General features: G+C 36.0%; 10 protein-coding genes. 4 read left to right on the top strand and 6 right to left on the bottom strand.

The features are described 5' to 3' along the window. Window positions 1-150 precede the first annotated feature (150 nt). On the top strand, window positions 151-618 hold the full coding sequence (locus ICJ84_RS14135; RefSeq protein WP_188217064.1) for a CBS domain-containing protein: 468 nt from the start codon (window positions 151-153) through the stop codon (window positions 616-618). A 69-nt stretch (window positions 619-687) separates the two neighbouring features. Here the strand turns inward: ICJ84_RS14135 and ICJ84_RS14130 are convergent, their stop codons facing one another. Further along, on the bottom strand, window positions 688-1,035 hold the full coding sequence (locus tag ICJ84_RS14130; RefSeq protein ID WP_188217063.1) for a hypothetical protein: 348 nt from the start codon (window positions 1,033-1,035) through the stop codon (window positions 688-690). A 279-nt stretch (window positions 1,036-1,314) separates the two neighbouring features. On the opposite strand from ICJ84_RS14130, the gene ICJ84_RS14125 reads away from it, so the two are divergent. Both ICJ84_RS14125 and ICJ84_RS14120 read left to right on the top strand, forming a co-directional pair. Next, a complete protein-coding gene (locus ICJ84_RS14125) occupies window positions 1,315-1,647 on the top strand; it encodes a single-stranded DNA-binding protein (RefSeq protein WP_188217062.1) in 333 nt (110 codons plus the stop codon). A gap of 147 nt (window positions 1,648-1,794) precedes the next feature. Continuing rightward, complete coding sequence (locus tag ICJ84_RS14120) at window positions 1,795-4,161, top strand: 7TM diverse intracellular signaling domain-containing protein (protein WP_188217061.1); 2,367 nt, start codon at window positions 1,795-1,797, stop codon at window positions 4,159-4,161. Window positions 4,162-4,169: 8 nt separating this feature from the next. Here ICJ84_RS14120 and nadB read toward each other — a convergent pair whose 3' ends face one another. The 3 genes from nadB to ICJ84_RS14105 all read right to left on the bottom strand — a co-directional run bounded on the left by nadB (window position 4,170) and on the right by ICJ84_RS14105 (window position 8,786). Then, window positions 4,170-5,741 carry an L-aspartate oxidase gene (gene nadB / locus ICJ84_RS14115; RefSeq protein ID WP_188217060.1) on the bottom strand — a complete coding sequence of 524 codons (1,572 nt, stop codon included), beginning with the start codon at window positions 5,739-5,741 and terminating at the stop codon, window positions 4,170-4,172. Between the two features lie 70 nt (window positions 5,742-5,811). After that, window positions 5,812-6,750 (bottom strand): quinolinate synthase NadA, encoded by a 939-nt coding sequence (gene nadA, locus ICJ84_RS14110; RefSeq protein WP_188217059.1) that lies wholly within the window; start codon window positions 6,748-6,750, stop codon window positions 5,812-5,814. Between the two features lie 224 nt (window positions 6,751-6,974). Next, entirely contained in the window at window positions 6,975-8,786 is a 1,812-nt protein-coding gene (locus ICJ84_RS14105) for a hypothetical protein (RefSeq protein ID WP_241748766.1), read from the bottom strand. Between the two features lie 269 nt (window positions 8,787-9,055). On the opposite strand from ICJ84_RS14105, the gene ICJ84_RS14100 reads away from it, so the two are divergent. Next, window positions 9,056-11,644 carry a phosphoenolpyruvate carboxylase gene (locus tag ICJ84_RS14100; RefSeq protein ID WP_188217058.1) on the top strand — a complete coding sequence of 863 codons (2,589 nt, stop codon included), beginning with the start codon at window positions 9,056-9,058 and terminating at the stop codon, window positions 11,642-11,644. Window positions 11,645-11,920: 276 nt separating this feature from the next. On the opposite strand, the gene ICJ84_RS14095 is transcribed toward ICJ84_RS14100, so the two are convergent. Both ICJ84_RS14095 and ICJ84_RS14090 read right to left on the bottom strand, forming a co-directional pair. After that, window positions 11,921-13,147, bottom strand: coding sequence for an ammonium transporter (locus tag ICJ84_RS14095; protein ID WP_188217057.1), 1,227 nt, complete (start codon window positions 13,145-13,147; stop codon window positions 11,921-11,923). Between the two features lie 35 nt (window positions 13,148-13,182). Then, window positions 13,183-13,521 carry a P-II family nitrogen regulator gene (locus ICJ84_RS14090; RefSeq protein WP_188217056.1) on the bottom strand — a complete coding sequence of 113 codons (339 nt, stop codon included), beginning with the start codon at window positions 13,519-13,521 and terminating at the stop codon, window positions 13,183-13,185. Window positions 13,522-13,531 lie beyond the last annotated feature (10 nt).

Below are 13,531 nucleotides of genomic sequence, written 5' to 3'. Positions count from 1 at the left end.
TAACAGTTAACCAAGTAAAAAACCATCAATAATTGCTTTTACAAATTGAACTCCCCATAAATACTTATAAAAATTGTTAAAAACGAAAAAACGCATTCTTAGGATTACTTGAAAAAAAGAACTATATTTAGAACTACTAAATTAAATATTATGGGAATAAAAAGTTTTCAAGGTGCAAGAAAGCAACAGGCTCACGCTGTTGATGAAACCCTTTTAAAAGTGAGCGATTATATGTCTACAGATTTGATTACGTTTACTCCCGACCAAACCATAGAAAGTGTTATGCAATCTTTAATACATAACAAGATTTCTGGCGGACCAGTAGTTAACGAACATAATGAATTAGTAGGGATTATATCTGAAGGAGACTGCATCAAGCAAATTAGTGAAAGTCGTTATTACAATATGCCAATGCAAGACAATACCATCGAAAACCACATGGTTAAAAATGTGGAAACCATAGATGGAAACATGAATATTTTTGATGCTGCCAATAAATTTTTACAAGCCAAACGACGCCGTTTTCCAATTGTTGAAAATGGTAAACTGGTAGGACAAATTAGTCAGAAAGATATTTTAAAGGCTGCCATGCAGTTAAAAGGACAAAATTGGAAGTAGAGAGATAAGCAAAATTACTTCCAACATTAAAGCTTTTGGTTTATTTTTCCAGAAGCTTTTTTGTTTACACTAACTTTCACGCTTAACCAAGGCATAATAATCCCCTTCCAATGGCAGATAGCCCTGATCGTAAACAAAGTAATATATCGTGCCGGTTTTGGTGGTATAAATACTGGTAAAATAATTAAAATCGAATCCTGCTTCTATTAACTTAGCTCGGGACGTTTTTGTCTTCTGCTCCGGATTGAACGTTTCTAAAATCCTGTAGTTCTTACGAAGTCTGTTATTCGTATTTCGAATTAAATTTTTACTATCCTTATTCACCCGATTGTTATACGCATTCCGGCAACCATCGCTGCAGAATTTCTTATCGATGCGACCAACGATTTTTTCTCCACATTCTAAACATTGCTTCATATTAATATTTACGGTTTAGTTTCTTTGTTCTTTGTTCTTTGTTCTTGGTTCTTGGTTCTTGGTTCTTGGTTCTTGGTTCTTGGTTCTTGGTTCTTGGTTCTTGGTTCTTGGTTCTTGGTTCTTAAATATACAAATTATTCGTTTACAAACGACTACAAACATTTACAAACGAATTTAAACAAGTAAAAACCGAATCACCTTTGAAAGGCGTCGCATCTTTGCCTTGTCGAAACATAAGAACTCGATAGTATTAACTGTTTAACCTTAAAATTAAAAATTATGAATACGATTAGAAACCGAGTACAGTTGATTGGTAACTTAGGAAATGATCCTGAAATTTTGAATTTAGAATCCGGTAAAACCCTGGCTAAATTTACCATTGCTACAAATGAGAGCTACACGAATAACAAAGGCGAAAAAATCACCGATACGCAATGGCACAATTTAGTCGCCTGGGGACAAACTGCTAAGATCATTGAAAAATACGTGAGCAAAGGCAAAGAAATAGCGATTGAAGGCAAACTTACCTCGAGAAGCTACGACGATAAAGACGGAAACAAGCGCTACATTACAGAAGTGGTTTGCAACGAACTATTAATGTTAGGAAAATAAATACAGCTAAAAGGTGGTATTTACCACCTTTTTAATTTTAGCAGCGACAGCCCCTTCTTTTAATCGATGTTATTACACGTTTATCAAAAAAAAGATATTGTCAATAAAATAAATTATAGGTTAGTGGCAGTTTATAATGCCCTAAACGTGAAACACCTACTAATACTTACCTATTTAATAAGCTTTAGCCTTATTGGTCAAAATAAGGTTTTTGACACAGAAAAAAGTAACAACGACTTATATGCATATGCAGAATATGTGAACGTCTACGATTCAGATTTAGTCCTTCAAGATCTTATTAAAAATGATTCTTTAACGTACCAGCAACTCAAAACAGGAAACCATAGTGTCGGTTTTACTGTTAACAACTATTGGCTAAGGTTTAAAATTGTTAATAATAGTAAATCTTCCAAGTCATATTATTTAGAAACAGCAAGACCGATAACTGACATTGCAAACCTTTATCAGATTAGTGACGATACTATTTCTAAATTTAAAAGCGGCGACAAAATACCTTTTAAAGACAAACAGGTTAAACATCAAGCCACCATATTTAAATTAATTTTACCTCCAAATGAAATTCAACAGATATATATCCATTTAAAAAGTGATGGTGAAACCATTAATTTGCCATTAAATCTTTATTCTGAAACAGAGTTCTGGATGGTGAATAATAAAATACAACTATTCTACGGCCTGTTTTATGGTCTCTTATTTTTAGCAGGTATTATTTACTTATTTTTTTACACCAGCTTAAGAGAAATTTCGTTTTGGTATTACGGTATTTATGTTTTTTCCATAGCCCTTATGCAAGCTGCTTTGGATGGGTTTCTACACGAATATCTATTTCCTTCCGGCGGTTATATAAACGACAGGGCGGTATTAATTGCTGCGCAGTCTTCTAATTTATTTTTACTCAAATACTGTGAACATTTTCTAAAAGTAAAGGACTATTTAAAGTCTTATTTAAAAGGATTTCACTTAGCATATGGCATTATAGCCATATCCTTTTTAATGCTATTTATTACACCAAGCACTTTAAAATTATCCTATCCCCTTAGTAATTTAAATGGTTTGTTTAGCTTACTACTTATACTTACAACCATCTTTACCATGCGTTATAAACGCATAAAAATAGACCCTTATTTTTCTTTTGGAATTCTATTTTTAGTCATTGGATTATTAGGATTTGTGATGAATAATCTCAGTTTACTACCTAATAATTTCATCACACTTAACAGCGCAAAATTCGGATCTGGCTTTGAGGTTATTTTCCTGTCACTTTCGATGACTAATCTGATAAAACAACTTCGCCTTGAGAAAGAACAATCACAAGCCGAAGCTCTGAAAAAATCTGAAGAAATTAGTCAACTTAAAACCTATTTCATGTCGAACATGAGTCACGAACTCAGAACCCCAATTAACGCCATCATGGGTATTGCTGAAAATGAACTTGAATCCATAGAGCACAACCAAAGCAGGAAGCCTTACAAAACCATTATCAATGCTTCATTAAGTTTATTAAGCAACGTTAATGACATTATTGATTTTGAAAAAATTGAAAACAAACAGCTTGAACTAAATCCAGAAACGTTTAACCCGTCAACAAGACTAAAGCAAATTCTCGAAAACTGGAAAGCTCAAGCTCTTGAAAAAGGACTGCAATTCACTTATGAAATAGACAAACATATTCCATCAAAAATTTATGCAGACCAAGTCAGGTTTATTCAAATCATCAATAATGTACTGAGTAACGCGGTTAAGTTTACAGAAGAAGGCTCAGTATATTTCAAGCTAAACTGCTCGAGACCATTTGAACATATATGTCGTTTTTCGTTTCAAATTTCAGATACAGGCATCGGTATAGATCCTAAAGCCAAAGACGATGTCTTTGATAGTTTTAGCCAAATGAAACTGAATCATAAAAGACAGTATGGAGGTATTGGTTTAGGCTTAACTATCGTAAAGCATATTGTTGAATTATTTGGAGGATCGTTACATATAAAAAGTAAACCTGATGAAGGTACAGACGTATTTATTGATTTAGATTTGAAAAGCCTTCCTTCCAATGCGTCTGAAATTGTACAAAACAACAACTCCAATCTTTCTCTGCATGCACTTATTGTAGAAGACAATAAAATGAATCAAATGGTCATGCGTAAAATTTTAAGCAGTTCAAAAACCATCGATTTTGCAATAGCAAATAACGGACAAGAGGCCCTTGATATGTTGCAAGCCGCTGACTTTGACCTTATTTTAATGGATTTACAAATGCCCATTATGGATGGTTACGAAGCTACCCATATTATCAGAAACGGCACTCTGAACATCAACAAGAACATCCCTATCATAGCCGTAACAGCCGATGCATTGCAAGAAACTAAACATCGTGTTTTAAAACTAGGCATGAACGATTATATGACCAAGCCCGTTAGCAAAGATTTATTATTGGAAAAAATCTATGCCCTTGATTTTTCCGAAAAACATGAACCTATAAAACACGAACCAAGATAGGTCAATATTTAATTTGCCTTTGAGGTGTTTTCATTATCAATATTAAAATACCCCCCTTTATTTTCCTTTCGTTCTAAAGACTGACTCACGATAAGGTGAGCCACATTAATCATATTTCTTAATTCGCAAAGTGAGGTGGTAATTTTCGATTCTTTATAAAAGGCCTCTACTTCATCGTGAATCAACTCCAGACGTCTTTTAGCACGATGTAACCGCTCATTGCTTCTTACAATCCCAACATAATCACGCATCAAGGCCTGAAGCTCTTTAAGGTTATGCTGAATTAGCACATGCTCTTTAGTAATAGTCGTTCCTTCATCATTCCAGTCCGGAATAATGACGTCAGATTCTTTATATTCATGTTTTGTATGATATTTGAAAATGTTATGCGCATAAACTAAGGCTTCCAACAATGAGTTAGATGCTAAACGGTTAGCCCCATGCAACCCGGTTCTGGAACACTCTCCACAGGCAAATAAATTTTCAATGGTTGTTTTTCCTTTTTTAGACACCTTAATCCCTCCACATAAATAGTGCGATGCCGGAACCACAGGAATCCAGTCGGTTTTAATATCGATATGGTTATCTAAACACTTCTTATAAATATTAGGAAAATGTTTGGTAAAAGCTTCCACATCTAAATGCGTACAATCCAGAAACACATGAGATGCACCGGACTTTTTCAATTCACTATCGATACTTTGCGATACAATATCTCTGGATGCCAATTCGGCACGTTCATCGTAATTCAGCATGAAACGTTCACCTGCTGCATTTCTTAAATAGGCGCCAAATCCGCGAACAGCTTCCGAAATTAAAAACGAAGACTCTCCTTTGGCGTCATATAAAGCCGTTGGATGAAATTGCACAAATTCCATGTCCTTAATTCTGGCCTTAGCACGATACGCCATGGCAATACCGTCACCTGTAGCGATAATGGGGTTTGTAGTATGACCGTAAACACAACCAATACCTCCAGAAGCTAACAGCGTACTATTGGCTTTTATCGTCGAAATCTCTCCCGTTTTCTGATTGAATACATAGGCCCCATAACAGGTCAGCTCATCAGGATTAGCACCTTCGATATGATGATTTGTAATTAAATCTAAGGCAAAATGATGTGGTAGAATAGAAATATTAGTCAGTTGATGCGCACGCTTTAATAACGCACGTTCAATTTCATAACCGGTAATGTCTTTATGATGCACCACACGGTATTCAGAATGCCCGCCTTCCTTACCTAAATCGAATTCTCCTTCGGCATCCAAATCAAAATTAGCGCCCCAAAGCAACAGTTCTTCCAGACGCTGAGGTCCTTCTTTAATCACCATTTTCACGACATCTTCCTTACAAAGTCCGTCGCCGGCGATTAACGTGTCTTTTATGTGCTTTTTAAACGAATCGTTTTCCTTATCCAGAACAATGGCCACCCCGCCCTGAGCATATTTAGTATTGGACTCGTCCTCGTTTGCTTTGGTGACGATCATTACTTTTCTGTCAGGAAATTTTTCTGCAATCTTAACCGAAAAGGTTAATCCGGCAATTCCCGAACCAATAACTAAATAATTTGTAGTAACCATGGTTTTACTCAATCATCGAGATTTAAATACGTCGGGATTGCCCCGAAATCAATCTAATTTTAACGTCTTATTATTTAGACAATTCTAACATGCGCTCAATAGGTAACAAGGCACGTTCTATAATGTTTTCCGGCACGTGAATTTGCGGCGATTCGTTAAGCAAACAATCGTATAATTTTTGCATGGTATTCATTTTCATGAAATGGCATTCGCTACACGCACAGGTATTATCTTCAACAGCAGGTGCCGGAATTAAATCGGCCGTCGGAATTTCTTCCTGCATTTTATGTAAAATACCGGCTTCGGTAGCTACAATAAACTTCTCATTTGGATGTTGCTTCACGAAATTAATCATCCCTGAAGTCGAACCAATATAGGCTGCCGTATCTAAAATATGTGTTTCCGATTCCGGATGTGCTATAATTTTATAATCGGGGTGTTTTTTATGAAGTTCTATTAACTTATCGATAGAGAAAGCCTCATGAACCACACAACTACCATCCCACAATAACATATCTCTTCCCGTTTCCCTCATAATGTAACGCCCAAGATTTTTATCCGGCGCAAAAATGATAGGTGTCTCTTCCGGAATAGACTGAACAATTTTTAAGGCGTTTGAAGAGGTACAAACAATATCACTTAAGGCCTTAATTTCGGCAGAACAGTTTACATATGTAATCACCACATGATCTGGATGCGCTTTAGTAAACGCCTCGAAACTGTCTGGCGGACAAGAATCGGCTAACGAACAACCCGCTTTTAAGTCTGGCAAAACAACGGTTTTACTCGGATTCAATATTTTAGCTGTTTCTGCCATAAAATGTACACCGGCAAATACAATCATATCAGCATCGGTTTCGGCTGCCTTTTGAGACAAGCCCAAACTATCTCCTACATAATCTGCAATATCCTGAATTTCCGGCACTTGATAATAGTGCGCCAGAATTACAGCATTCTTTTCCTTTTTAAGACGATTTATTTCTTTTACTAAATCTATTGTTTCACTCATAATCTTCTCAATTTCATCTACAATCGAACACCCTGTAAACGCTTATTTTTTTGCAAATATCATAATTAAAATTATAATGTATTGTGTTTGCCTTAAAAAATAAAACGAAATTGAATACAAATTATATATCCTCTAAATCTTTTAATTCTCATTAAAGAAAAAGGCGTTTCATTGTTAAAACAGAAACGCCTTTTAAGCTACGATTAACCATTAATAGCTTGAATTTAAATGACTAACTCTTCTTTTTGAAGCTGAACTTCCATGATTTTTAAAGCCTGCTCCCCTTGCTCTAACTGATATAAAATATCAGTTTTTAATTCCTGAAAGTTATTTTGAAGCTGTAAAAACAACAATTTATAATATGCTATCCCCTTGTTCATATTCGAAATAAACGTCGACAGGTACTTCTCCTCTTTTTTCGTCATATCCACCATAGCGGCCTCCATTTTTTGTTTTAAATAGTCCATATAAATGAAAAGCTCTTTTACAAACATATGAGGTCTGTCGGTTCTTGAAATCATGTTATCGCGCCCGTAAATATGATCAGTTATATTTTTCAGACTCATAATTCGGGAGTAATACGCCATGTTTGGTCCCGGGCAAATGGAAACCCCTTTACCTTCAGTCTTGGTATCTAAATTGTATTTTAGCAACGCTGAAGTCCCTAACCCAACACAGGTACACGACTTTTCAATAATTTTATTATACTGATCGTTATACGCCTTATCAGACAAATTCAATTCATCTAAGGCTTTAATTTTTAAATGCTGGTATTCTCGGGATGCTGTACAAATGCCGGTTTCTTTAAACTCTTTATTTAGAGCTACAAACTTTTTAGGGCACGCACTACCCGGCCTGCCTTTATTAATTAAGTTTTCCTTTTCTAAATCTTTAGTGTTGTTCCTTAAATTATTAAACGGAATCCCCAACGGCGAAATATCGCTTAAATACAAATCTTCTTCCTTAGCAAGCAACAATTTATCCATTGTTTTTTCATCTACCGTTGTTGCCTCGGGAACCAACAGGAAAGGAGTTCCCCAGCCAATAGCATCTAAGTCATATTCTTCTATTAAAAACTCGTGTTCTTCATGAGTTCCAACACCGCCTTGTGCTGAAATTTTCATCTCTAAGGGCAACTCTGGAAGGACTCTATTTTGGTTTTCGAGTTCTTGTTTTAAGATAGCCTCTATGGAATGCCTTAAGTTTTCCCGATTGTCTTTGAATTCTGCCAATACCGGTCCTAACAAATACCCATCGGTTGCAAAGGCATGTCCGCCGCAGTTTAATCCAGATTCTATTCGGTACTCAGACACCCAAAGTCCCTTTTTCGCTAAAAATTTGCCTTGAATTAACGCGGAACGATAATCGCTTACTTTTAGTATAATTTTCTTTTTGAACTTGCCTTTTTCATTTGGAAAAAAATCTTCAAACGAACTCATATAAGCATATAGTCTCGGATTCATTCCTGCTGATAAAACGACTGAAGATTCCAGTTTACTGTTTGCAAAGCCTCTGAATGCCGCATGTGCATCGTTATACTCAACAGGCAATTGCTGCTCTTGGTTAAAATTATCCTTATCAACCTTGGTCATGATGTTCACATCAATGCTACCTTTAACCAAACGCTGATCTAGCCATGATTTTATGTCTGATAGTGCTGCGCCGTTTTCGGTTAACAGATTAAATTCTTTTTTTAGTGGATTATGCGTTGGTAACAACTCTAAATAGGTTTTAAAATCATCTCCCATTTCCAAAGCCGATTTTTTGATGGCTTCAAATTTTCTGTCAACAACATCACTTATTAAATTTAAATACGAAGTAATGCGCTTTGCTCTAAAATCGTCAACTTTATTGGTAATTTCCTGATAAGGTATTTCAAACTTCTCGCTGTACATTTTTCGTAATTTCTCTATAAGTATATCGTCTACCAGAGAAATCACAGAATCGATTCCATATTGCGCCACTTTTAAAGGGGAATCTATGGTAAAACCTATTCCCATGACCGGAATATGAAACGAATGTGCTTTAGTATTCATAGTTGAAATTTTGGTTACTTTCTTAAAAGGTCAAAAGTAAAAGGTTCATCTGTCATGAATTATGACATTTATCATAAAACAGATAATTAAGCATGCTTTGTAACACCGGGAGATTAGCAATTATAAAGATTTGGAAGAAAGACTTCTTTTATTTAATTATTCACAACAAGAAATCGATAATTAGCAAATTTTAATAAAACTTTAAGACGATTGCGCTTGTTTCTTAGAGCTTCATTATTTTTATGCTTAATTTTCAATTAGAACGATATATGTCTGTAGAACCAAAATTAACACGATTCAAGCAAAACGTATTGTCAAAATATCAAATATACAACAGTATATTTATGACTTTGCCTTTTGATTCAATCACAAAAACAGGAGTCTTACTCCCATTATTTCATGAAACTTGTAGAAAAGGATTTGCTAATGGTGATGATCCAACGACCATTGTAGACACCTTCTTCAAAAAATATCAGGCAAGGCGTAATAAAGAAAGTCAAATTAATCTGTTATTCAGATTTATACAATACATAGAGCGTCAGGTTGTATTATTTGATGCTATTGAAGATGCCGCCTTCCCGATTGTAAATAACATGGAAGGCATTGGTACTTTAAGAAACCTGAAGGAAACATCGAATTCTGAAAACAAACTGGAAGAATTACGTGCCTATTTAGAAGAATTTAAAGTGCGTATTGTATTAACCGCACACCCAACACAATTCTATCCGGGTTCTGTTTTAGGAATTATTACCGATTTAACCGAGGCGATTAAAAGCAACGACCTGTCTCAAATTAATAACTTATTCGGGCAGTTAGGTAAAACTCCTTTCTTTAAGCACACCAAACCTACACCATACGACGAAGCTATTAGCTTAATATGGTATTTAGAGAATGTATTCTACCATTCATTCGGACAGATTTACAACTACATTCAAACCAACATTTACGACGATAGCAAAAAACACAACGAGATTATTAACATCGGATTCTGGCCAGGTGGTGACCGCGATGGAAACCCGTTTGTAAAACCAGACACAACCCTTAAAGTAGCTCGCAGGTTAAAACAATCTATTTTAAAGAAATACTACGCCGATCTAAAGAATTTAAGAAGGAAATTAACCTTTAGAGGGGTTGAAGACCGTATTATTCGACTGGAAACCATCATCTACAATTACAGTATCAATTTAGATACACCAGATAAAATTTCGGCTAAGGAATTACTTACCGAATTATTAAGTATTAGAAAAGTAGTTGTAGAACAGCACCAGTCGTTATACGAAAACGAAATCAACCAACTTATCAATAGAATTCACATGTTCAGATATCACTTCGCTACATTAGATATCAGACAGGACAGTAGAATTCACCACTCGGTATTTACCAGTGTGGTCGATCATTTAATTGCTAAAGGAAGCAAATCGATTCCTGCCAATTACCACGATTTATCGGAAGCCGAACAAATTGATATTTTGTCGAAAGTTTCCAATGAGGACATCGACTTCAATGCTTTTGAAGATGAGATGGTTTACAACACCTTGAAAACCATTGAAGCTATAAAAGAAATTCAGGCAACTAACGGAGAAAAGGGTGCTAACCGTTACATCATTAGTAACAATCAAACCGCATTAAACGTGATGCAGTTATTCGCGATGCTTAAAATGGTAGCTTTTAGCGATAATCTAACTGTAGACGTAGTTCCTTTATTTGAAACCATTACCGATTTAGAAAATGCTCCTGCCGTTATGGAACAGCTTTACAGCAATCCACAATACATGGCGCACTTAAAAGAAAGAGGCATGAAACAAACCATTATGCTTGGGTTCTCCGACGGCACTAAAGATGGTGGATATTTAATGGCCAACTGGGGTATTTACAAAGCCAAGGAGCTGTTAACCGAAATGTCCAGAAAATACGATATCACAGCCATATTCTTCGACGGACGTGGCGGACCACCTGCAAGAGGTGGAGGTAAAACGCATCAATTCTACTCTTCATTAGGACCAACTATTGAAGACAAGGAAGTGCAGTTAACCATTCAAGGTCAAACGATTAGTTCTAATTTCGGAACTTTAGATTCTTCGCAATACAACTTAGAGCAGTTAATTAGTTCTGGTATTAAAAACAGGCTAACCGACAAGAATAAGCTTTCGGATGACGACCGTATTGTTATGAACGACTTAGCCGAAACCAGCTACCAGGTTTATAAAGATTTCAAGAGCCACCCGATGTTCATTCCTTATTTAGAGCGCATGAGTACATTAAAGTACTATGCAAAAACAAATATTGGTAGTCGACCATCGAAACGTTCAAAATCTGATAAACTAATTTTCTCTGACTTAAGAGCGATTCCGTTCGTGGGGTCCTGGAGTCAGTTAAAACAAAACGTACCTGGATTCTTTGGCGTAGGTACGGCTTTAAAGAAATATGAAGAGCGCGGCGAATTTCATAAAGTAGAGCAACTTTACCACAACTCGAAGTTCTTCAAAACACTGCTAGAAAACAGCATGATGTCGTTAACTAAATCGTTCTTCGATTTAACCAAATACATGTCGAAAGACGAAGAGTTTGGGGCATTCTGGAACATTATTTACACCGAGTATTTAACCACCAAAGAACTGCTTCTAAAGCTTACAGGCTATACTGAATTAATGGAAAACGAACCTTCAGGAAAAGCTTCTATTGAGGTTAGAGAATCTATCGTGTTGCCATTATTAACCATACAACAGTATGCGCTTAAGAAAATTCAGGAGCTAGAAAGACAAGGCGTTCCTGTTGATGATGAAGAAAAGAAAATTTTCGAGAAAATCGTAACACGTTCGCTATTCGGAAACATTAACGCCAGCAGAAACTCGGCATAACCGCAAATCAGCGATTTATTTTAAATAGAAAAAGCCTTCGATTACGAAGGCTTTTTCATTTCCTGATATTCATCACACCTATGCTTGATTGATTATTATATAGTTATTTGGTTAAATTTGCTTGAGAGTAGCAATAATCTTATAGGCATACCAGATAACGCTCTTCTTTACTTACAACGAAATTCCGGCGGACAATATATCAGATATCAAACATAAAAAGGATAGTCTATCTCGATAAAGATAGACTATCCTTTTAACACTAACTAAAACTATATATTAGTTGTCATTTAACCTGAAATCCGGATACGCATCCATACCATGTTCATGACCATCTAAACCTTCTATTTCTTCTTTTTCTGACACTCTGATACCTACTGTTTTCTTAAGTGTATAGATTATCGCGAAAGACGATACCACACAAATCGCAGCATAACAAAGGACACCGATTAATTGTGTTAAGAAACTGTGCTCTGGATTGGTAGAAAAAATTCCAACAGCTAAAGTTCCCCAGATACCGCACACCAGGTGAACAGCAATAGCCCCTACAGGATCGTCTAATTTTAATTTGTTATCTACAAAGCTAACAGCCAGCACAATTAAAACACCAGCAACCAAACCTATAATAATGGCACTTGTTGGAGACACCACATCGGCTCCTGCTGTAATCCCCACTAAGCCACCTAAAATTCCGTTTAAAAACATCGTTAAATCCATGTTTTTATACATTACTGTAGATAAAATCATTGCTGCAATACCACCAGCCGCAGCTGCCAAACACGTTGTTACCAATACTAAAGATGTTAATCCCGGATCTGCTGAAAGCACTGAACCACCATTAAATCCGAACCAACCTAACCAAAGAATTAAAACACCCGCTGTTGCTAATGGAATGCTATGGCCAGGAATTGCCTGAGCTTTACCATCTTTAAACTTCCCGATTCTAGGACCTAATAAACAAACCGCTACAACAGCAGCCCATCCACCAACAGAGTGCACTAATGTAGACCCCGCAAAATCATAGAATCCCATCTCTTGCAAAAATCCGCCACCCCATTTCCAAGATCCTGCAATTGGATATACCAGACCTACATATATTAAGGTAAAGATCATGAATGGTACAATTTTAATACGCTCGGCAACAGCTCCAGAAACTATAGTTGCAGCCGTTGCTGCGAACATCCCCTGAAACAAGAAATCCGTCCAGTAAGTATACCCTTCATTATAGGTTAAGTCTAAAGCGCCTTCGGCAGTTAACGGCGAATCTAATCCGAATCCAGCAAAGCCTATAATCCCGTTAAATTCTCCGGGATACATTAAATTAAATCCTACCAAGCAGTATAACAATAACCCGATAGTGATAATGAATATATTTTTAAATAATATGTTTATTGTGTTCTTTTGTCTAGTTAAACCAATCTCTAAACATGCAAATCCTAAGTGCATGAAGAAAACCAGTGCTGTACAGATCATCATCCATACATTATTTGTAGTAAGTAATTCCATTATATTAGTTATTTTTTCTTTTTAAGATGCTATTATTATTTTAATGTTTCTCCTCCTTTTTCTCCTGTTCGTATTCTGTAACATTCAGTAATGTCTGAAACAAAAATTTTACCATCGCCTACTTCACCTGTTCCTGCGGAACTTAAAATAGCCTGAATGGTAGCCTCTTCAAAATCATCATTAACTACAATTGATAAATACCTACGCTGAATATCGGATGTACTGTAACTTATACCTCTGTAAACATGTCCCTCCTTCTCATTACCAATACCGGTAACATCCCAGTATGAAAAGAAGTTAACACCCACATCGTGCAAAGCTTCCTTTACTACACGATACTTAGATTTTCTAATAATTGCTTCAATTTTTTTCATTATATTCTCT

The organism is Aestuariibaculum suncheonense (assembly GCF_014596935.1).
Lineage (GTDB): Bacteria > Bacteroidota > Bacteroidia > Flavobacteriales > Flavobacteriaceae > Aestuariibaculum > Aestuariibaculum suncheonense.
The sequence above is the reverse complement of the archived record's forward strand: the minus strand, read 5'-3'. Positions and strand labels throughout refer to the sequence as shown.

What these genes read in the sequence shown, in the direction of transcription:
- ICJ84_RS14095 (WP_188217057.1), bottom strand. Translation starts at nt 13,147, where the DNA reads ATGGAATTACTTACTACAAATAATGTATGGATGATGATCTGTACAGCA.
- nadA (WP_188217059.1), bottom strand. Translation starts at nt 6,750, where the DNA reads ATGAGTGAAACAATAGATTTAGTAAAAGAAATAAATCGTCTTAAAAAG.
- ICJ84_RS14100 (WP_188217058.1), top strand. Translation starts at nt 9,056, where the DNA reads ATGTCTGTAGAACCAAAATTAACACGATTCAAGCAAAACGTATTGTCA.
- ICJ84_RS14135 (WP_188217064.1), top strand. Translation starts at nt 151, where the DNA reads ATGGGAATAAAAAGTTTTCAAGGTGCAAGAAAGCAACAGGCTCACGCT.
- nadB (WP_188217060.1), bottom strand. Translation starts at nt 5,741, where the DNA reads ATGGTTACTACAAATTATTTAGTTATTGGTTCGGGAATTGCCGGATTA.
- ICJ84_RS14130 (WP_188217063.1), bottom strand. Translation starts at nt 1,035, where the DNA reads ATGAAGCAATGTTTAGAATGTGGAGAAAAAATCGTTGGTCGCATCGAT.
- ICJ84_RS14105 (WP_241748766.1), bottom strand. Translation starts at nt 8,786, where the DNA reads ATGAATACTAAAGCACATTCGTTTCATATTCCGGTCATGGGAATAGGT.
- ICJ84_RS14125 (WP_188217062.1), top strand. Translation starts at nt 1,315, where the DNA reads ATGAATACGATTAGAAACCGAGTACAGTTGATTGGTAACTTAGGAAAT.
- ICJ84_RS14090 (WP_188217056.1), bottom strand. Translation starts at nt 13,521, where the DNA reads ATGAAAAAAATTGAAGCAATTATTAGAAAATCTAAGTATCGTGTAGTA.